An 18,914-nucleotide genomic window follows, 5' to 3' on the forward strand; every position below is an offset into this window, starting at 1 on the left:
CCAGGTGAATCGGATGGGTAACAGGGCAAAAGAGGCGGTCTCCCGCTTCATGCAGGGTTACAACTGTGCACAGGCGGTCAGTTCGGTCTTCGCGGACGATGCCGGGGTTCCCGAAGAGGTCATTCTCCGGGCGGCCACAGGGTTCGGCGGCGGGGTGGGGCATACGGGAGGAGCCTGCGGGACCGTATCGGGCGCGGTCCTTGCGATCGGGCTCTTATTCGGGAGCACCGGTCCCGGCGAAAAAGAGGCGAAGGATCTGACCTACGACCTCACCCGTGAGTTCGTCGCGCGTTTTGTCCGGAAGAACGGCACCGTCTCCTGCACCGAACTCCTCGGGTGCGACATATCGACCGGCGAAGGGCTTGCCCGGGCACGCGAGCAGAACCTCACCCGGACGCTCTGTCCCCGTTATGTCGAGGATGCGGTCGAGATCCTCGAAGAGGTTCTTACATCCGTCACTTCCGGGCAATCCACCATGCGGTGAGGGACTCCGGCAGGGACGGCAGCCGGAGTTTCCGCCGCAGGTCGTCGGCACCGAGGCTCTTTGCCGCGAGAGCCCGCTTCTCGACGAGATTCCAGGAGAGGTACGCGAGAGCAAACGTCGCCAGGAACGAGATTCCGCAGAGCGTCGGGAGATGGAGCGTGTTTGCCGTGGCCTGGATCAGCACCTGCTGAATCGGATAGTGATAGATGTAGATGCCGTAGGAGAAGTCCCCCGATCTCCCGAAGGTGCTCAAGAATGGAATCGGGAGGTGCGCGGCGTAGATGGTGAGGTAGGGGATGGCGATCACCCCGGCGACGGTCAGGTAGGGGGTCATGGCCGAGAATCCAAGCAGAAGGAGCAGCGCACCGGCGACGACCGGGCGGTAGGCGATCCGCTCCCGGTGAAGGTAGAGGTAAGCCCCGATGAGGAAGTAGAGGGTGAACCGGATCTTCGCCATCCGGGGGTCGTCGAACCAGGAGGCCCACAGGATGATGTTTACGCCGGCGAGGGCGGGGATGGCGCCCCACCGGTGCAGGAGCCCGGCTATCCCGAGGGCCGCGACGATCCCGTACATGGCGACCTCAAGAGGGATCGTCCAGAGCGAGCCGTTGACGTAGGTCCACGGGTTGTCCTGGAAGAGGCCTATCGCCGATCCGTCTTCGAAGAACGGGGCGGTGGTGAGGCCTGCCGGGGAGAAGAGGGCGGCGAAGTACTCGCCCGGGGGAAGGGACGTCATCAGCGGGCCGATGACGAAGAGCGTGACGAGGATCGCGAGGACGAGGCCCGGAACGACCCGGAGGAACCGTTTCCAGGCGAACCGGAGCGGCGATGCAGTCGATTCCCAGCTCGCCGCGATCAGGTAGCCGCTGGTGACGAGGAGGGCGGCAAGCCCTGCCTGGGCCATGAGTACGACCGGGTCGTACAGCCCTATCCCGACGTAGCCGAGCCTGAGTGCGTAGGCGTGCGCGACGACGATCATCGCCGCCGCCGCGAACCGCAGGAAGTCGAAGTTGTTCGAGAACCGGCCCCCCGGAATGCTCCCGCCTTCAGTGACCGCCCCCGGGTGCTCTGTTTTCATAGCTATCGGGATCCTTTCCTCACTGTACAGTGACAACTGTTAAATAATTAGTCAAAATATTCTCCCCAATGGACCCGCTGGTTGTCGTCACGTTCGCCGTCGTCGCCCTGCTCGAGATCGCCGTTCCGCTCGCACTCGGCTACTGGATCGTCAGGAGGTTCGGCGTCCCGTGGCGGGTCTTCGCCCTCGGCGCTCTCTTCTTCATCATCGTGCAGATTGTCCACGCGCCGCTCGTCCTCGTGACGCAGAACCCGCTCTACTTTGCCGTCCTGCCGATGGGCACGACCGCGGCCGTCGCGGTCCTCGCCGTCTACCTCGGCCTCATGGCCGGGCTCTTCGAGGAGATCGGCCGCTACCTCGTCTACCGCTGCCTCTTCCGGCGGCAGGAGATCCCCCTCACCCGGGAGAACGGCCTCCTCTTCGGGACCGGATGGGGCGGCGTCGAGAGCATCTTCGTCGCGCTCCTCGTGCTCTCGAGCATGGTCTCCTACATCCTTCTCACCGGCGACGGGGGAGCGATTCCCCTGCCTGACGATCCCGCCGTCCAGGCGCAGGTCGACGCTCTCCGGGCCCTCACCCCGCTCGACATCCTGCCCGGTCTCGCCGAGCGGATGATGACGATCACCCTGCACATCGCCTGGTCGCTCCTCGTGCTCGCCGCCGTCGTCTACGGTAAAAAAGCGCTCCTCGCCCTTGCCGTCCTCTGGCACGCCGCCGTGGACGCCGCCGCCGTCTACCTCGTCCCGATGCACGGGATTTTCGTGACCGAGGCGGTGGTCTTCGTCTTTGCGGTGCTCGCCCTCGCGTATATTCTGTGGGAGTGGCGGCGGATGGGGGCAAGGGCGGCGATCTAACCCTTCCACTCGTGCAGGTAGCCCCGGCGTTCGAGCGGCTTTCCGTCCGCGAGGACCCCCCGGTCGGGGATGACCTCGCCGATGACGTGGGTCATGACCCCGGCCACCGGGAGAATGCCCGGCGGGGCGGTAAAGAGAAGTTCGAAGTCCCCCCCGCCGTAGAGCGCGAGCTCGCGACCTTCGCTTTCCGGGACGCCGGCCGGGAGCGGGAGCCGGGCGGTATCGACGGAAAAGCCGCAGTCGTTCACCGCCAGGAGGTCGTGGAGGGAGAGCGCAAGGCCGTCGGAGATATCCATCATCGCCGAGACCCCGGCACGGCCGAGCGCCCGTCCCTCCCGAACCCGGGGCTGCGGTTCGAGGAGTTCCTTCCTGTGCCGGTCGTAGCCGGCGAGAGCAGCCTGGGCTTCGCCGAGCGGCCCGGTGACCGCAATGACGTCTCCCGGCCGCGCCCCCCGCCTCCGGACGAGGTGCGCCGCCTCGACGGTCCCGAGCCCCGTGCTCACGATCGTCAGTTCCCGGTGGGCGTCGAGATCGCCGCCCACGAGTTCGGCGCCGAACGCCGCGCAGCAGTCCCGGGCGCCCTCCATGATCCCGGAAAGGCGTTCCGGCCTATCGAGGCCGACCGCGAGGAGCACCTGCCCCGGCGCCGCGCCCATGCTCGCGATATCCGAGAGCGTGACCGCCGTTGCCATCCAGCCCACCTGCCAGTCGGTCATCCCGACCGGGAAATCGGTCGTCTCGTGGAGCATATCGGTGGTCGCGACCATGAGGCGGTCGCCGCAGGGAATGACGGCGCAGTCGTCCTCGAGCCGTTCGGGAGCGATGATCGTCCCGATCAGCCGGTGCAGGCCCCGTTCATCCACCGCGGCGCACCTCCTTCTCCCGCTCGCTCCGGTACTCCTTGAAGAGGTACTCGACCCGTTCGGCTTCCTGCTCGCGCCGGAACTCCTTCTGCTCCTCCTTCCAGTCCGCGACGGCATCCTCGAGAGCTCCGGTCAGTGCCGCTCCGGTCCTGCCGCGGATCTCCGGCCTGACGGTCTCCGCGGGGAGGAGGGGCAGATCGGCCTCCCGGGCGGCCCGGATCAGGTGCGGGTCGGGCGGTTCCCCGCCGACGACCAGCGCCCGCACCCCCGTTCCCGCGAGGTCCTTCACCACGCCGCGGCCCCAGCCGTGAGTCCGGGGGAGGTAGAGAACGTCTCCTCCGGCGATGCCGATCTCCTCCTGGAGAGCCCGCACCGCTTCGCGGGTGAGGGAGTCGAGCACCTTGAGCGGGGTGTAGTCCTCCGAGACTTCGAGTTTCGCGACCTTCCGCATCCTCTCCAGGCGTTTCTTCAGCCGCCGCGACCGCCGCCGCTCGCCCCGGAGCTGCTCGCGCAGGCTCTCGATCGTCGCGTCCTTCGCCGCCAGTTCCGCGTCCCTGCGGATCTTCCGCTCGGTCGCGGAGCGTGCCCGGCTCACGTTCTGCCGCAGCCGCTCCACCTCCCGGCCGCGCTCCCGGAGTTCCTCCTGCAGTTCCTGCACGTAACTGCGGAGCCTTTTCACCATCCCGTCGAGCGCCATCACCCGCTCGTCCTCGACCGGGCGTTCCGGCTCGGCCTCCGCCGCCGGTTCCGCCTCCTTCTTTGCCGCCGGGACTCCCTGCAGGTCCGCAAGAACGGTGTCGAGCGGCTGGCCGCGGAGCACCCGCGCCCGCACCTCGTCGAGATCGAATCCCGGCCCCACCCTCTTTGCGATGTTCCTGAACTTGTTCTGGAGGCTCCGGTAGGCGTCCAGCGCCGCCGAGAGGGCGTCGCGCTCGTGGTCGTTCGTGTAGGAGAACGGGGCGGTCAGGTCGTACTTCGCCTCCACCGAGAGCGACTGCTTCGGGGTGTAGGGGATGGCGTTAAACGCACGCCGGATCTTCTCGACCGAGTAGGGCATCTGCTGGACGTCGGAGGCGACGATGAGCGGTTTTCCGGCGCGGTAAAGTTCCTCGACGATATCGGACATCGTCATCTGCCGGGAACTCGTGAGGAGCACCAGGTTCCCGTCGAGGTCGACGGCGGCGATGCCGGTGGTCGTCCCCGGGTCGAGCCCGACGATCAGGTAGCGGGGGCGGCCGGAGAGCGGTTCGAACCGTATCCGATCGAGCTGCCGTCCCGCCACCCTGACCTGGACGTCGGCGCCCCGGGAGGAGTGGACCGGAACCATCTCCCGGGGGGCCTTGACCCGGAAGGCGACCCTCGAGTAGCCGCCGAAGGCCTTCGTCTCCTTCTTCTCGTAGTCGAGACCGGCGCCCCGGAGCCGCCCCTCGATCTCGCGGGCTTTCTGCAGCACGCCTCCGTGAATCTTCCGGGCATAGCGGTTCTGGCTCCACCCGCCCCGGCCGGGCGAGCGGTGCCTGCTCACCACGATGTCGGTGGTGTTCTCGAACGCGATCACCTCGACGCCCGCCCCGAGCGCGGCCACCCGGGCGGTGGTCCGGGCCTCGGCGTAGGGATCGAATTTGTTGAAACTGATGTTGTAGCGGGCGGCGACCTTCCCGAGGCTCTCCGTCCGTTCGCCGCCGGTCACCTGGACGAGTTTCGTTGCGGGCGGGAGCGACTGGAGGAATGCGTAGAGTTCGCGCTGGTCGGCGGCGATCTCCTGGAGACTGTCCACCGCGAGGATATCGGGCTGTTCGGCGGCAAGGAGGCGCTGGAGCCGGAACCCCGTCACCTCTTCGACGCTCTGGACATCGCCGTCCTCCACCCGGGCGAGGGCGTAGACCGGCCGGCGGGTACGGGAACGAACCGAGCCTTTGATGATGTCGATCCCGAAGACCTTCACCCGACCACCCTTGCCAGTGCTTCGTCGAAGGCGTATTCAAGGCCGTATTTCCGTTTGAAGTACTGGAGGATGTTTTCAATGTCGCGGTTGAGGATCTCGCCGGCGTTCGGGTGGGCGCTCTCCACCCACTGCGGCCAGTCGATCAGCCAGCACTGCCCCTCGTCGACCATGACGTTGAACTCGCTCAAATCGCCGTGGACGATCCCGAGGCGGTAGGCTTCGCGGACGTTGTCGAGGATCTCGTCGAGGATCGGCCGGGGCTCTTCGAGGGTCGCCCGCGAGAGGTTGACGCCGGGGACGAACGACATCGCCACGACGTGCCGGTTCTGGTCGATCGGGAGCGGGACCGAGACGGCGGGATGGAGGGTTTTCAGGGCGTCGTACTCCATCTTCGCCGAGTTGCTCGAAGCGAAGATCCAGGGGCAGTGCCCGGATTCCGGCATGTAGCCGCGCTTTACGCGGGCGGACTGGAACGACCGCTGCCCGACACGGTGGAACTTCAGCACGACGACCCCGAGGCCCATCGCCTCGTAGACCTCCGACTCCTTCCCGACGCCGATCAGCGTCCCGAGCGCCTGGACGGTGCCCCGGCGGGTGAGGGAGTGGAGAGCCAGACTGTCGTAGCCGTTGAAGACGAGTGCGTAGCCCTCGTAGGGGGTCTTCTCGTACCTGACCATATCCATGGCCATCAGCCTGCCCAGGCGGTAGGAGAGCTCGGACTCCGAGAACCTGGTGGCCGACTTGAGCACCTCGAGCGGCACCCAGCGGTACCGGCGCATGAGGCGTTCGAGGGCGAGCAGGATCCGGAGTTCGTAGGCGTGCAGGGATCGCACGTATTCTGCAGGAACAGGCATCTTCTACACAATTTATGTGATGCCGTGATAAAAGGATGATCGAGAAAGCATGAAGTGCAGCAAGTGCCGCCGCGACGCGATTCTTTTCCAGCGATACTCGGGGCTGCACCTCTGCGAGCAGCACTTCAACCGCGATTTCGAGGCGAAGGCGAAGCGGGCGATCCGGGAGCACCGCTGGATCGAGTCGGGCGACACGGTGGCGGTGGCGCTCTCGGGGGGCAAGGATTCGAGCGCCGTCCTCTTCTTCCTCCACCGGCTCCTCGGCGAGCGGAGGGACGTTCGGCTGATGGCGATCACCGTGGACGAGGGGATCGGGGGTTACCGCGACCCGGCCAGAGCCGGAGCCATCGCCGAGAGCATGGGCGTCCCCTGGGTGACGGCGTCGTTCGCCGGGGAATACGGGGTCACGCTCGATGAGATCGTGGGCCGGAAAGGAACGGGGCTCTCCTGCTCCTACTGCGGGGTCCTGCGCCGGGCCCTGATGAACCGGATTGCCCGCGAACACGGCGTCACGAAGTTCGCCTACGGGTTCAATCTGGACGACGAGGCGCAGTCGGTTCTGATGAACGCTCTCCGGGGGGATGCGGAGCGGCTCACCCGCCCCATGCGGGAGACGGAGGGGATGGTTCCCCGGATCAAGCCGTTCATGTACATCCCGGAGCGGGAGGTGGCGCTGTATGCCTTTCTCCACGTCGAGGGGTTCGACCTCGCGGGCTGCCCCTACGCGGGCGACGCTCTCCGTGGCGACGTCCGCGGCATCCTCGACGACTATACCTACCGCCACCCGGCGACGAAGTACTCGCTCGTGAACCTCGGCGAGGCCCTCCGGAGGACGGAGAAGCCCGGGGCGGAGAAGATGGGGTTCGGGGTTTGCGAGAGGTGTGGAGAGCGACTGCCGGAACGGCAGGAGCTTGAGCACCGGGAGGTGCGGGATGCGACTGCCGGAACGGCGGGAGCACGAGCACCGGAAGGTGCGAAGCCGTGCGGGGAGCGACTGCCGGAACGGCAGGAGCTTGAGCACCGGGAGGTGCGGGATGCGACTGCCGGAACGGCGGGAGCACGAGCACCGAAGAACGACGTTCCTTCAGGATGCGACGGTTCGTCAGAATCGGAGCTGGAGAAACCCGGAAGGGTTTCGGGAACGGAGTTTGAGCACCGGAGGTGCGAAGGTGCGAAGCCGTGCGGGAGGATCTGCCGGACGTGTCAGATCCTCGATGAGATGCGGCGGGGAACCTGAAAGGTATATGTCTCACGCGAAGTTAGGTAGGAGGATGCTGCAACTCTCCTTCGCGGCTTCGCGTGAGGCCGTATCGTCGCTTATATATGTTAGCTCACGCGAAGCCGCGAAGAACGCGAAGAACCGTTTGGTTGTGAGTTACTCCCTTCGCGGCTTCGCGGCTTCGCGTCTTTCGCGTGAGACCTCGCCACCCTCCATAGACTATCTCACGCGAAGTGCAAGCGTAGTGAGCTCAAGCACCGAAGATGCGAGCCGCGAAGGATGACTATCCCTTCAGGAAAGGTGTTCGAGCACCGGAGGTGCGAAGAACGCGAAGTTCAGCAGATGAGTGTTGGCAGCCTTCTTCGCGTGAGACAACGCTGCACGATGCTGGGCTGGCGCTTGAGGAGGGTCAGGCCCGCCCAGGAACGCCGCCCAGCAAGTCTTACCGCATCGCAAGACATCCGCCGGTCACTTCGGCGAAGATCTCCATGAACTGCTCCGGGTGGTTCAAGAACGCGACCGACCGGGGCCGCCCGATCAGGTCGTAGAGCCCGACCTCTTTCTCGATCCCGAGTTCCGGAACCTCCACCGGGTTGCAGTAACGCACCGGCGGGGCGTCGGAGTAGCGCGGGTTCTTCACCAGCGCCCCGCCCTCCATCTCGTAGTAGGCGGCTCCCGTCAGCTCCGCGTAGGGATCGTAGTCGCTTGAGAACTCCGACGAGACGAGGTTCGCCATCACGAGATCCTCCCTGCCGGGGTTGATCGTCACGTGGCCGTATCCCGGCGGGATCAGGATCTTGTCGCCGACGGACGCCTCGATCATCACCACGTCGTCGGCGTTGTGGGTCTGGAGGAGGTAGTGCCCCGTCCCCTCGAGCACCTCGTAGATCTCCGGGTAGAGTTCTCCTGCCGGGTTCTCTGTGTGGTAGTGGCCCTTCGTCTTGACGTACTCTCCGCAGAGCGTCCGGGCGGGAATGACGGTGATATCGTAGCGGATGCGGTGCTCCCGGAGCCACTCCCGGTCGCTCTCGCTCTTCGCGAGATCCCGGTACATAAAATAGAGGGGCTGATCGGAGGTGCAGCCGGGATCTGCGAGAACCTCGCGCATCTCCTCGATTGTCCTTACCTGCGGCTCCGGTTTGGGTCCGTCCCAGTACCCGTTCATCTCTGTTTCTTACGGTACACGAATATATAATACCCTGCGCCGATGATGACGGCCAGAACGGCGACGAGGAAGACCGGATTGGTGAAGATAGTGCCCTGCCTCCGCTCGAGCGCGACCCGCACCTTCATGGTGTCGGATATCTTGCTGTTGTCCAGGTCGTCGCGGTAGCGGATCTCGGAGTCGATTCCGTACTCTTTCTCGGTCCCTTCGCCGTCGACGTTCACCTCGAACCGTGCCGTCGCGGTCTCGCCGGGGGCAAGGTCGCCGAGGAATGCGGTGTCGTCGCTGCTGGTGAAGGGGTCGACGGCGCTGATCCGGGCCTGTGCGTTGTAGACCGTTGCCGCCCCCGAGTTCCTGTACACGACCTCAAGGATGCTCTTCTGCCCCAGGTAGAGCGTTGATACCGGCGAGACGACCTCGAAGGCGATCTTGCCGCCGACGGGGAGGCCGATCGTCGCCGACCGGGAGGTCACCGTCTTGCCTTCGTAGTCCTCATAGGTGACCGCGACGTCCAGCGGGTACGACTGCGGCTCGGCGGTATCGGCAACCGAGACCTTGAACTTCACGTCCACCGTCTCTCCCGGCTCGAACGTTCCGACGTAGGCGTTCCCGTCGGTAGGGATGAGCGGGCTCGCGCCGCTTCTCGTGACCATCGCGACTGCCTTGTTCGCCGTGTCGTGCCCGACGTTCTTCAGGGTCATGTAGACGTAACCTTCCGTGCCGACGTTCAGCGACTCGGAGCGCACGTCAAGAACCTCGACCTGGAGGTCGGGCGTGACCCGCACCTCGAGGGGCAGGGTCCTGGTCCTCTTCTGGTAGTTGTAGCGGAGGACGTCGCTCCCGTACTCTTCCGCATCCGCGAGGTAGGTGTAGGTCACCTCGAGCGGCAGCATGTAGGTGCCCGGCTCCGCGGAATCCGCGATCTTCACATCGAACGTGGCGGTAGCGGAGGCGCCGCCCGCAATGTCACTTAAGAACTGCGGGTCCGTCTTGACGGTGAACGGCGTATCGCTGCTCTTGAGCCCCACGGTGACCAGTTTTGCGGTGTTCGGCTGATCGTCGGGAGTGAGGAGCGTCGAGCCGACGATCTTGTGGGTATTCAGGCCGCTGTTTGATATGATAACCGCAATCTGGGTCTCGGCACCCGGTGCGAACTGATTGGTGCCGGAAATTGTTGCCGATAGATCGGGACTTCCATAGAGGTACTTGACGCCCTGCGCCGACCCCGGTACAACCAGGAGTGCCAGCAGGAGCATCAGTACAGGTAGGTGTTGCCAACGCATCTCTTCACCTTGTTGTTATAGTAGCAACAACATTTATTGCTAAACAGTATATATATACATGATGGAATGAAGGCTCCCCGGGACGTTCCGAACGCTCTCCTCGAATCTCTTAAATCACTGGGACTTACGAAGTACGAAGCCCTCGTATATATCGGGCTCCTCAGAACAGCGGGCGCGACCGCAACGGAAGTTCACGAGATCTCCGGCGTGCCGCGCGCATCCGTCTACCCGGTTCTTGACCGGCTCGTCCAGAAGGAACTGGTCAGCGTCTCGCACACGACGCCCAAACGCTTCGACGCCGTTGCCCCCGACCAGGGCGTCGAGAACCTGATGCGCCGGATCGAGAGCGACGCCGAAAGCGCCCGGGGGGCCCTCGACGCCTTTTACCGGGAGAAGGAACGGGAAGGCCGGGGCGACCGGGAACTGGTCTGGACGATCTACGGTGAAGAGAACATCAGAACCCGCCTCGCAGAAATGTTTAAAAGTGCGGAACGGAGCGTTGAGTTGCTCGCGACCGGGGACCTTCTCCAGCGGAGCGTCCTCCCGCTGCTCGATCCCGTCCCCGACTCCGTGCCGGTCGAGATCGTCACCGAGCGCTGGGCAGGCGAGCAGCCTTCCCGGTTTTGTCTCCATATCCTTCCCCTCGCCGCGCTCTGCGAAACCCCCTTCCTTGCGGAGAAACTGTTGCCGTACGAGAGATCGGGCGTCTTCCTGGTGGACGATACCCGGGCGCTGCTCTGGATGGAAGGAGCCGACGGTCAGCCCTCCGCTCTCTATTCGGAATCCGCGGGGCTCGCGCTCTTCGTGCGGCGGCATATCACCACCGTCATGGAATGGGCGAAGGCTGCGGGTCAGTAATCGTCCAGATAGTCCATCTCCCGGATATCGATCAGTCCTTTGAGCGCCCGGGTCACCACCGGCCTTCCCGCCTCCCGGACGGCCGCCATTGCGTTCGTGCCTCCGACCATTGCCACGCCTATGTACTGCGGGCTCACCGGGACACCCAGCAGGGGAACGTTCGGGGCGCCGACATCGAGGATGCCGGAGAACCCTATGGCCGAAAGTTCGTCGAGCACTGTCCCCAGGAGTTGTTCGGCCTCCATGTGGCACTCTCTGATGTTTGCGAGGATGTTGCCCTTTCCCCGGCGCATGACGTCGAGGATCGACGTGGCCTCCTGGGAGATGAGAACCTCGAGAGGATCGAGCGTGGTGTCGCGGTAGAGGATCATGCTCGTGAACCGCTGCGCAACCCTCCCGTCGACCTCGACGATCCCGCCCCCGATCGGGCTCGCCGGGATGCCGCGCTGGAGGAGAAGAGCGTCGAGCGTGATGCTGCACATCGTGCAGATGCCGTGCCGGCCGTCCGGCACGGTGTAGCCGCCGACCTGCCCCCCGGGCCCGGTGACCAGGAGCCGGTCGCTGATGGTGATGCCCCGTTTGTGCGCCTCTTTCATGACGGAGAGCGCGAACTCGAGGTCGCGGCTCTCGATGAGCGAGAGGTTGTAGATGATCTTTCCCGTGTCATCCTCCGGGCGGTAGGTCACCTTGAGCGCGTACTCCTCGATGCGATGGTTGGTGAACTTCAGGGGGGCGTGCATTATCAGATCTCTTGCCCTGCAGGTGAAAAAGTGTTGCCTTCCTGATTCGGCGGATTCGTCCGGCAGGGGCCCGGGGAGGCACCGGGCGTCCATTGCCTCCGCATCCCGCCGGCGGTATGCTTATCCCGTTCATCCCGTTGAACGCCCTCTCTCACTGCTATCCCTGCGCCCGGCCCCGGAAGGGAAAACTTGTTCTATCTCCCTGTGGTATTGTTAGATGAATGGAGAGTGGGACTCGGGAAAAAGCCCGGAACGTGCTGAAGCGGATCCTTGCCGCGGCCTCCTACGACGTTGAGGAGGTCGGCGACCCGCTGGATCTCTCCGCGATCGGGAGCGAGGATGCCCTGGTGGTGCTCTGCTCGGACGATCCGGAGACGATTGAGAACTTCGATTCGATGACCTATCGCCTGCGCACCGGCGAAGAGGACTGGGTCTGCAGGAAACTGCTCTTCACCCTCGATTCGGCGGTGCAGACGGAGGACTGCATCCTGTGGGGGCCGGACGAATTCGTTCGCTACGCGGGCAGGGCCGCGCTTGCGGAGGTGCTCGGGCAGAGCCTGATCCTGGATCTTCCCCCGCCTGCGGGGGCAGTCCGGCGGGGACGGATCGAGGCCGCTCCCGCGGCGGTGGAGGAGGAGCCGCAGGAGGGGCCGGAGTTGCCTCACCTCCCGGTGCAGGTGCCCGAGAAGCGTGCCTGCGGCATCGCCGGGGTGCACGGGACGGCGAAGTGCCGGTTCATCCCCTACTGGAACTACCGCTACGTGAGCACCGGCGAGCGCGAGGTGAAAGACCGGCTGGTCTCCTTCGATGCCGAGGGTGCCGGGGCGATCAACGCCATCAACGGCCTGAAGATGGAGATCAACCCCGATGAGATCGAGCGGGGCCCGGTTCCGTTCGGTTCCGAGATCGTCTCCGCCCGGCTCGTGCGCGAGGACGTGGAGGAGCAGCTCGTGCGGGAGGTCATGGACCGGCTCACCCAGCGGGTGCGGTTCCGCTACGAGAAGGGCGACGCCATCTTCTACGAGGAGAAGACCCTCAAACCCGACCGGAACAACATCACCGTCGATCTCGAGACCGTCTACGTGCCGGTCTGGCAGGTGAGGGGGGGGAGCAAGATCGTCGAGGTCAACGGGTTCACCGGCGAAGTTCTCTCGATGCCGATGGACGAAGGCGTCGAACTGCTGTAGGTAAAGATCATGATCGTCGTCATCGGCGGCGGGCCCGCGGGAAGGCTCGGGGCGATGCACCTCGCACAGGCCGGGGAGGAGGTCTGGCTCGTCGAGCAGCGTAGCATCGGCGGGCAGTGCCTTCACGAGCGGTGCATGACGATCTGCGCCTTGAACGACGTTGCACGGCTCATCGAATCCGCCAGAACCCAGCAGGGCCTCGGTATCCTCGACTCGGTTCCGGCCGTCTCTTACCCGGCGATCCGGAAGCGTATCTGTGAAGTCCAGGAGAAACTCTCCTCGGTTCTCGATGCGGAGACCCGCCGGGCGGGGGTCGAAGTGATCTACGGAGCCGAAGGGCGGCTGGAAGGGAGCCGGGTCTTCATCGGCGACGAGGAGGTCCGGGCCGATGCGGTCATCGCGGCCACCGGGTCGCGGCCGGCAATCCCCGATATCCCCGGCACCGATCTTGCCGGCGTCTACACCTACCGCACGCTCCCTGCTATGCCCGATCTCCCCCGCCGGATGGCTGTCATCGGCGGCGGGGTGGTGGCGGCGGAGTTTGCCCATATATTCCACGCCTTCGGGGTCGAAGTCGTGATAATCGCCCGGCACGGGCTGCTCCGCGATCTCGATCCGAAGATGCGCTCCGCCGCGCTCCGCGACCTTGCCGGGATCGGCGTCCGCGAAGAGACCCCGGTTGCAGGCATCGAAGGTGGGGGGCGGGTCCGTTCGGTTCTTCTCGCCGGCGGCGAGGAGCTTGAGGCCGATGCCGTCCTGCTCGCAACCGGGCTCGTCCCCAACTCGGGGATGCTCCAGGGACTCGATAAGCACCCGGACGGTGCCGTCGTCGTCGACGCGAGGATGCGCACGAGTGTTCCGGGCGTCTACGCCGCCGGCGACGTCATCGGCCCGCCCTACCTGACTCCCGCGGCCCGGAGGGAGGGCGTGGTGGCGGCGGAGAACATCCTCGGCCGCGAGACCGTCATGGACTACGAGGGCATTCCGCAGGCGATGAGCCTCCGCTACGACTACGCCTTCGCCGCGACCGGCGACGGCGACGGAGGCGTCACCCTCTCGGCCCCCGCGCCCGCGGGCCCCGGATCGTTCTGGGACGTTGCGGGAGGCTGGGCGGGGCTTGCCCAGGTCCGGGTCGATCCCGCGACCGGCCGGCTGATCGGGGCGTCTGCCGCCGTTCCGGGGGCGTCGATCCTCCTCTCTTACATCGGCTACCTGATGAAGCGGGGCATCACCGTCGACGACTTCGACGAGATCGTCGAGGTCCATCCCTCGACCGACGGCGTCTACGGGCTCGCCCGCTACGCTGCGGGGATGCTCAAGAAGAAGAACGAGTGAGCCGGTAGTAGGTAAGTAATAGTAGAGCCTCATGCGACGAATGCGAAGAGGCGTTGCTATACCCATACACGGAACTTCGCGGGTAGTAATAGGGGCGACAGCACTATGGCCTCACGCGAAGAACGCGAAGCCGCGAAGGGAAGTTGCTCGCAAATAAACCGATCTTCGCGTTCTTCGCACCTGTGGTGCTCAAGCTCCGGGCGTTCCGCCCATCGCTCTTCGCGGCTTCGCGTGAGTTACTTGCCGGGGATAACAATACAGCCCCACACGAAGCCGCGAAGGAAGTGGCTTGATGCTAGAGCTGCCGGAACATCTGCCCGAACTTCGGGATGAAATCTTTTTTGCGGGACATGACGCCTTCCAGCCGGACCGGCTGGTCCCGGAGATCCAGTTTGGAGATGCAGGCTTCGTCCCCGGCGGCAAAGAGATCGCTTGCGTTACCAAAGACGTTCGTAAAGAGGGCGAAGAAGCAGTCGACCCCCATCGTTGTCCTCAGGTGATCCAGTTCGGCGCGGATCTCGTCGGCGCGGGTCTCTGCGAACTCAAACGACGACGTCATCACCTGCGAGACCATGATGCTCCGCCCGAAGAGGTTGTACCGCTTCATGTCGCGGGTGAGGAGTTCGTCCTTGGGGAGGGCGTCGAGATCCATGCCCTTCCGGATCAGTTCCGGCCCGTACTCGGCCGGATCGACCCCGGCGATCCCCGCGAGGTGGTCGGCCGCCCGGATATCCGCCGGGGTTGTCGTCGAGAGTTTCATCACCATCGTATCCGAGAGGATCCCCGAGAGAAGGAGCCCGGCGGTCGACGGCGTGGGCTCGATGCAGGCCTCGATGAACTTGTTCGCCACGATCGTCGAGGTCGATCCCACGGGGTCGTTGAGGAACCGCACCGGTTTTAGGGTCGAGATCGCGCCGAGGCGGTGGTGGTCGATGATCTCGAGGATATCCGCCTGCTCGATCCCGTCCACGGCCTGGGAGTACTCGTTGTGGTCGAGGAGGATCACCGACTTCTGGACGTCCTGCATCAGCGTCGTCCGGGAGACGAGCCCGATATGACGCCCCTCTTCCCCGACGACGCAGGCCGTCCTGAACTTGGAGTTCGAGACGATGCTCTTCGCATACTCGAGCGAATCCTCCATCCGCACCGTGGGGATGTCGGTCTCCATGATCATGCTCGCGGGGAGAGAGAGGCTGATCATCTTGCCGACGCTGAAGGCGTCGAGCGTCGTCGCGAGCACCGAGGCGCCCCTCGTCCGCGCGGCGTCGATCACCCGCTCGCCCACCGGCGCTCCTTCGGCGATGATGAGCGCGGCGACCCCTGCCGATATCAGCGCGAGCTGGGCGGGTTCGTTGTCCCCCACGATCGCGATGTCGTCGGGCGTCATCCGCGAGAGGGTGACGTGCAGGGCGTCGATGACGGTATAGACCCGGCCTTCCCCGAGCGTCTCGCGCGACAGGACGACTATCCGGGCGTCCAGGATGCGGGCGAGGGTCTCGAGCGGCATCGGGATGAGGGAGAGCTGCTCCCGGGGATTCTTCCGCACATAGGCTCGCGCGAGGCCGTACTCGCTGACGAGGCCGACCAGGGTCTCGTCACCGTCCGTGATCGGCATGTTCCGCATATCGTAGGTGTCCATCAGGGCGGCGACGTCGACCGTCGGGACGTCCTGGCGGACGCGCCGGGTGTCGAGCGGTATGTCCGATACGGTGGGTTCGACGCTCGCTACGTAGACCGGTGCCTCGGCGCCGAACGTCTCGAGTGCAAACCTCGCCTCCGGGCTCACCTCCCCGCACCGGGCGGGGATATACTTTCCCGGCTCGGCGCGGTTGCGGAGCTCGGCGTAGCCGATGACGCTGCAGATGCTGTCGGTATCGGGCTGCTTGTGGCCGATGATGATGATTTTGTTCTGTCCCATGCTTCCCTCGGAACCCCGGCGGGGCAACGGTTGTCTCCAGAGGTATCACCCTCTGCCGTCAAAGGTTTTATGCCGCCCTCCCGGTGGTGCAGGGATAACGTTGAAGTAGAGGCTCCCTCCATTCTCTCGTGTGGAATCTGGTTCCATCCCCATCCTGTTCATCCTGGCATGCCTTCTCGTCTCCCCGGCCGCGGGAGCGCAGGGCAACGTGACGGTGACGTCCGTTACGGTCGAGCCGGAGATCCTGATGCCGGGCGACGCGGGCTTCGTGACGGTCACCGTGCTGAACACCGGCCCGTTCACCCTCCCGCTCGGCGCCGCCCGCCTCTACGAGGACGGTGTCGTCCCGGCGGATGAGCCCTACCCCTCGGTCGGGGCTCTCGGGGCAGGCCTCAACCGCACGTTCACCTTCGCCGTCCGTGCGGACGCTCCCGACGGAACCTACTATCCCCGGTTCTCCCTCGACCTCAGGGAGAACGGAACCCTCACCCATCCGGTTCCGGTCCGGGTGGACGGCACCCCGCTTGAGGCGTCGGTGGCCGGGAGACCGGACGCCTTCGCCGCCGGGAGGGAGGCCGGCGTTGCCATTCAAGTCGGCAACCCGCGGCCGAACGTCGCCTCCGGTGTCCAGGTGATCCCCGAGGGAGCTAACTTCTCCGTCACGCCGGGTAGCGCGTTCATCGGCACCCTGGAGCCCGACGCGTCCGGAACCGTCGCCTTCAACCTGACCCCCGCCACGGAGACGAACGTCACGTTCCGGGTGGTCTGGCGCAACGGGATCAACACCCACACCGCCGACCTGGTGCTGCCGATCGCGTTCGGCGAGGACAGGCGGCAGGCCGATCTCATCGTCACCAACGTTGAAGTCGCCGCGGAGGGAGAAAACTACCGGGCGACGGGCGACGTCATGAACGCGGGGCTCGAACCAGCCCGTTCGGTCATCATCTCCCCGGGCGCCCCCGCGACGCCCACCGACCCGTTCCGGGTCTATGTGGTCGGGACGCTCGATCCCGACGACATCTCCTCCTTCGAGGTGACGTTCCGGGCCGGTGCCGGCGTGGAGGAGATCCCGCTCGTCATCGACTACCGGGACGACGACGGCAATCCCTACTCCGTCGAGCGACCGATCTCGCTCGAGAACCGCACGGGAGAGGAGGCTGCCGATGCCGGACTGCCCGCTCCGGCAGCTGCCGCCGTGGCGCTGGTCGTCGTCGCCGCCGGCCTCGCGGCCCTCTGGTATGTCCGGAGGCGGCGGCGGTGAACGGCGAGCCCATCCTCCGGTTCGAGGACGTCAGCAAGATCTATCCTCTGCCGGCAGGCGACGTCGTGGCGCTCGACCGCGTCTCCCTCACCGTCGATCCGGGCGAATTCATCGCCGTGATGGGCCCCTCGGGCTCCGGGAAGTCGACGCTCTTAAACCTGATGGGCTGTCTCGACGTTCCTACAGCCGGGAAGATCTACCTCTCCGGGCGTGAGATCTCGAGGATGAGCGACGACGACCTCACCCGGCTCCGGCGCGACCGCATCGGGTTCGTCTTCCAGCAGTTCAACCTGATTCCCCTCCTCTCGGCGGTCGAGAACGTCGAGTTCCCCATCATCCTCACCACCGACCGGGAGGAGAGCCGGCGCCGGGCGATCGAGGTCATGCGGGCGATGCACCTCGACGACGCCCTCTTTACCCACAGGCCGGGCGAACTTTCGGGCGGCGAGCAGCAGCGGGTCGCGATCGCCCGGGCGCTCGTCAACGATCCCGACCTCCTTCTCTGCGACGAACCGACCGGGAACCTGGACACGAAGACCGGGACCGCGATCATGGAGATCCTCGCGGAAGAGAACAGGGAAAGCAAGACGGTCATCATGGTGACCCATGATCCCAACGTCGCCGCGTACGCCCGCCGCACGATCCGGATCGTCGACGGGAGGCTGGCATAGTGTTCTTCTCGTTCGCGGTCCGGAACCTCCGGAGGCACTGGATACGCTCGGCGCTCTCCATCATCGGGATCGTCATCGGCGTCGTCGCCATCGCCTCCCTCGGCGTCATGGGCAACAGCATCAATCTCCTCGTCGCGAACGTCATCACCGACGTCGGCGATACCGTCGTGATCACGCCGCACACCGCGATCGGCGGGACGTTTGCCGGGGACCCACGGACGGCGGTGGATGCCAGCATCCCTGCCCGCGAGGTCGAGGAGATCCGGCGGGCGGCAAACCCGCACCGGACGATTCCGGTGCTCCAGGGAGCCGACGAGGTTGAGTTCGGCCGCGGCAAGAGCGGGTATACCCAGATCATCGGGGTCGCATCGGACGATATCCCCATCCTGCTCGAGATCGCGGACGGGCAGTATCCCCGGCAGAACCAGCCGGGCGCGCTCGTCGGGACATACCTCGCCGCGGAGTACGGCGTAGCCCCGGGCTCCAGGCTCACGATAGGGAACGAGAGCATCCGGGTTGCCGGCGTGCTTGCGGAGCGCGGGTTTGCCGCCGACATCAACCCGGACTACGCGATCGTCGTCACCGACGGCTGGTACGAGAGCCACTTCGGGGCTAAAGACGCCTACCCGATGGTCGTCGTCCGGGTCGGCGACGCGGAAGAGATCGATGCCGTGAAAGAGGCGATAGATAGCCGGATCAACCGCCGCGAGGAGATCGTGGACATATTCGACTCGCGCGAGATGCTCCGGCAGTACGAGGAGATCTACCAGCAGATCACGGTGTTTCTCGTCGGGATCGGGGGGATATCACTCATCGTCGCCGCCGTCAACATCTTAAACGTCATGTACATCTCGGTGACCGAGCGCATCCGCGAGATCGGCGTCATGAGGAGCATCGGGGCGTTACGCCGGGAGGTTCTCCTGATGTTCCTCTACGAAGCGGTGATCCTCGGGTTCATCGGAAGCATCGTCGGCGGCGTCCTGAGCACCGCCTTTGGGTACCTGATCAGCCTCGCCGCGGTCGAGGTCTTCACGGCCGGGACGACCTTCGGCGAGAACATCACGGTCTTCGACCTGAGCGCGGTCGGATATATCGTCTTCGGGATGGCGTTCGGTACAGGGACGAGCATCGCCGCCGGATTTTATCCGGCGTGGAAAGCTTCGCAGCTGGCTCCGGTCGATGCGATGCGGCAGAAATAG

17 protein-coding genes are annotated in these 18,914 nt (G+C 65.3%); 9 read left to right on the forward strand and 8 right to left on the reverse strand.

Annotated elements, in window-relative coordinates:
• Nucleotides 1-13 precede the first annotated feature (13 nt).
• Nucleotides 14-484, forward strand: coding sequence for a C-GCAxxG-C-C family protein (locus SZ63_RS01410; protein ID WP_048179923.1), 471 nt, complete (start codon nucleotides 14-16; stop codon nucleotides 482-484).
• On the opposite strand, the gene SZ63_RS01415 is transcribed toward SZ63_RS01410, so the two are convergent.
• Nucleotides 456-1,562: an acyltransferase family protein gene (locus SZ63_RS01415; RefSeq protein WP_048179925.1), complete on the reverse strand. Its 1,107-nt coding sequence runs from the start codon at nucleotides 1,560-1,562 to the stop codon at nucleotides 456-458. The genes SZ63_RS01410 and SZ63_RS01415 overlap by 29 nt on opposite strands.
• A gap of 68 nt (nucleotides 1,563-1,630) precedes the next feature.
• On the opposite strand from SZ63_RS01415, the gene SZ63_RS01420 reads away from it, so the two are divergent.
• Entirely contained in the window at nucleotides 1,631-2,416 is a 786-nt protein-coding gene (locus tag SZ63_RS01420) for a YhfC family intramembrane metalloprotease (RefSeq protein ID WP_048179928.1), read from the forward strand.
• On the opposite strand, the gene thiL is transcribed toward SZ63_RS01420, so the two are convergent.
• Genes thiL through SZ63_RS01435 form a run of 3 tightly spaced genes read right to left on the reverse strand, consistent with a single transcriptional unit; the run spans nucleotide 2,413 to nucleotide 6,078 of the window.
• Nucleotides 2,413-3,279 carry a thiamine-phosphate kinase gene (thiL, locus tag SZ63_RS01425; protein WP_048179931.1) on the reverse strand — a complete coding sequence of 289 codons (867 nt, stop codon included), beginning with the start codon at nucleotides 3,277-3,279 and terminating at the stop codon, nucleotides 2,413-2,415. The two genes, SZ63_RS01420 and thiL, sit on opposite strands and share 4 nt — an antisense overlap.
• Entirely contained in the window at nucleotides 3,272-5,224 is a 1,953-nt protein-coding gene (locus SZ63_RS01430; RefSeq protein WP_048179933.1) for a DUF460 domain-containing protein, read from the reverse strand. The genes thiL and SZ63_RS01430 overlap by 8 nt, the downstream gene beginning before the upstream one ends.
• Nucleotides 5,221-6,078 carry an RIO1 family regulatory kinase/ATPase domain-containing protein gene (locus SZ63_RS01435; RefSeq protein WP_048179935.1) on the reverse strand — a complete coding sequence of 286 codons (858 nt, stop codon included), beginning with the start codon at nucleotides 6,076-6,078 and terminating at the stop codon, nucleotides 5,221-5,223. The genes SZ63_RS01430 and SZ63_RS01435 overlap by 4 nt, the downstream gene beginning before the upstream one ends.
• 49 nt (nucleotides 6,079-6,127) lie before the next feature.
• Between SZ63_RS01435 and SZ63_RS01440 the strand changes: the two genes are divergently transcribed.
• The gene (locus SZ63_RS01440) at nucleotides 6,128-7,315 is read left to right on the forward strand and encodes an ATP-binding protein (protein WP_048179938.1); all 1,188 of its coding nucleotides are present in this window, start codon (nucleotides 6,128-6,130) and stop codon (nucleotides 7,313-7,315) included.
• 424 nt (nucleotides 7,316-7,739) lie between these two features.
• Here the strand turns inward: SZ63_RS01440 and SZ63_RS01445 are convergent, their stop codons facing one another.
• Nucleotides 7,740-8,462 (reverse strand): glucose-6-phosphate isomerase family protein, encoded by a 723-nt coding sequence (locus SZ63_RS01445; protein WP_048179940.1) that lies wholly within the window; start codon nucleotides 8,460-8,462, stop codon nucleotides 7,740-7,742.
• Entirely contained in the window at nucleotides 8,459-9,745 is a 1,287-nt protein-coding gene (locus SZ63_RS01450) for a COG1361 S-layer family protein (protein WP_048179943.1), read from the reverse strand. The genes SZ63_RS01445 and SZ63_RS01450 overlap by 4 nt, the downstream gene beginning before the upstream one ends.
• A 66-nt stretch (nucleotides 9,746-9,811) precedes the next feature.
• Between SZ63_RS01450 and SZ63_RS01455 the strand changes: the two genes are divergently transcribed.
• Nucleotides 9,812-10,603 (forward strand): TrmB family transcriptional regulator, encoded by a 792-nt coding sequence (locus tag SZ63_RS01455; RefSeq protein WP_048179946.1) that lies wholly within the window; start codon nucleotides 9,812-9,814, stop codon nucleotides 10,601-10,603.
• Here SZ63_RS01455 and SZ63_RS01460 read toward each other — a convergent pair.
• Nucleotides 10,597-11,343 (reverse strand): DUF128 domain-containing protein, encoded by a 747-nt coding sequence (locus tag SZ63_RS01460; protein ID WP_048179949.1) that lies wholly within the window; start codon nucleotides 11,341-11,343, stop codon nucleotides 10,597-10,599. The two genes, SZ63_RS01455 and SZ63_RS01460, sit on opposite strands and share 7 nt — an antisense overlap.
• A 221-nt stretch (nucleotides 11,344-11,564) precedes the next feature.
• On the opposite strand from SZ63_RS01460, the gene SZ63_RS01465 reads away from it, so the two are divergent.
• Nucleotides 11,565-12,530 (forward strand): hypothetical protein, encoded by a 966-nt coding sequence (locus tag SZ63_RS01465; protein ID WP_048179952.1) that lies wholly within the window; start codon nucleotides 11,565-11,567, stop codon nucleotides 12,528-12,530.
• Nucleotides 12,531-12,539: 9 nt separating this feature from the next.
• Nucleotides 12,540-13,865: a dihydrolipoyl dehydrogenase family protein gene (locus SZ63_RS01470; protein ID WP_048179955.1), complete on the forward strand. Its 1,326-nt coding sequence runs from the start codon at nucleotides 12,540-12,542 to the stop codon at nucleotides 13,863-13,865.
• A 295-nt stretch (nucleotides 13,866-14,160) separates the two neighbouring features.
• Here the strand turns inward: SZ63_RS01470 and SZ63_RS01475 are convergent, their stop codons facing one another.
• Nucleotides 14,161-15,783: a putative manganese-dependent inorganic diphosphatase gene (locus SZ63_RS01475; RefSeq protein ID WP_048179957.1), complete on the reverse strand. Its 1,623-nt coding sequence runs from the start codon at nucleotides 15,781-15,783 to the stop codon at nucleotides 14,161-14,163.
• Between the two features lie 130 nt (nucleotides 15,784-15,913).
• Between SZ63_RS01475 and SZ63_RS01480 the strand changes: the two genes are divergently transcribed.
• Genes SZ63_RS01480 through SZ63_RS01490 form a run of 3 tightly spaced genes read left to right on the forward strand, consistent with a single transcriptional unit; the run spans nucleotide 15,914 to nucleotide 18,914 of the window.
• Nucleotides 15,914-17,044 (forward strand): COG1361 S-layer family protein, encoded by a 1,131-nt coding sequence (locus tag SZ63_RS01480; RefSeq protein ID WP_048179960.1) that lies wholly within the window; start codon nucleotides 15,914-15,916, stop codon nucleotides 17,042-17,044.
• Nucleotides 17,041-17,715, forward strand: a complete 675-nt coding sequence (locus SZ63_RS01485) for an ABC transporter ATP-binding protein (protein ID WP_048179962.1) — start codon at nucleotides 17,041-17,043, stop codon at nucleotides 17,713-17,715. The genes SZ63_RS01480 and SZ63_RS01485 overlap by 4 nt, the downstream gene beginning before the upstream one ends.
• Nucleotides 17,715-18,914 carry an ABC transporter permease gene (locus SZ63_RS01490; protein WP_082122600.1) on the forward strand — a complete coding sequence of 400 codons (1,200 nt, stop codon included), beginning with the start codon at nucleotides 17,715-17,717 and terminating at the stop codon, nucleotides 18,912-18,914. Before SZ63_RS01485 ends, SZ63_RS01490 begins: the two co-directional genes overlap by 1 nt.

The sequence above is a fragment of the Methanoculleus sediminis genome (assembly GCF_001017125.1).
Classification (GTDB): domain Archaea; phylum Halobacteriota; class Methanomicrobia; order Methanomicrobiales; family Methanoculleaceae; genus Methanoculleus; species Methanoculleus sediminis.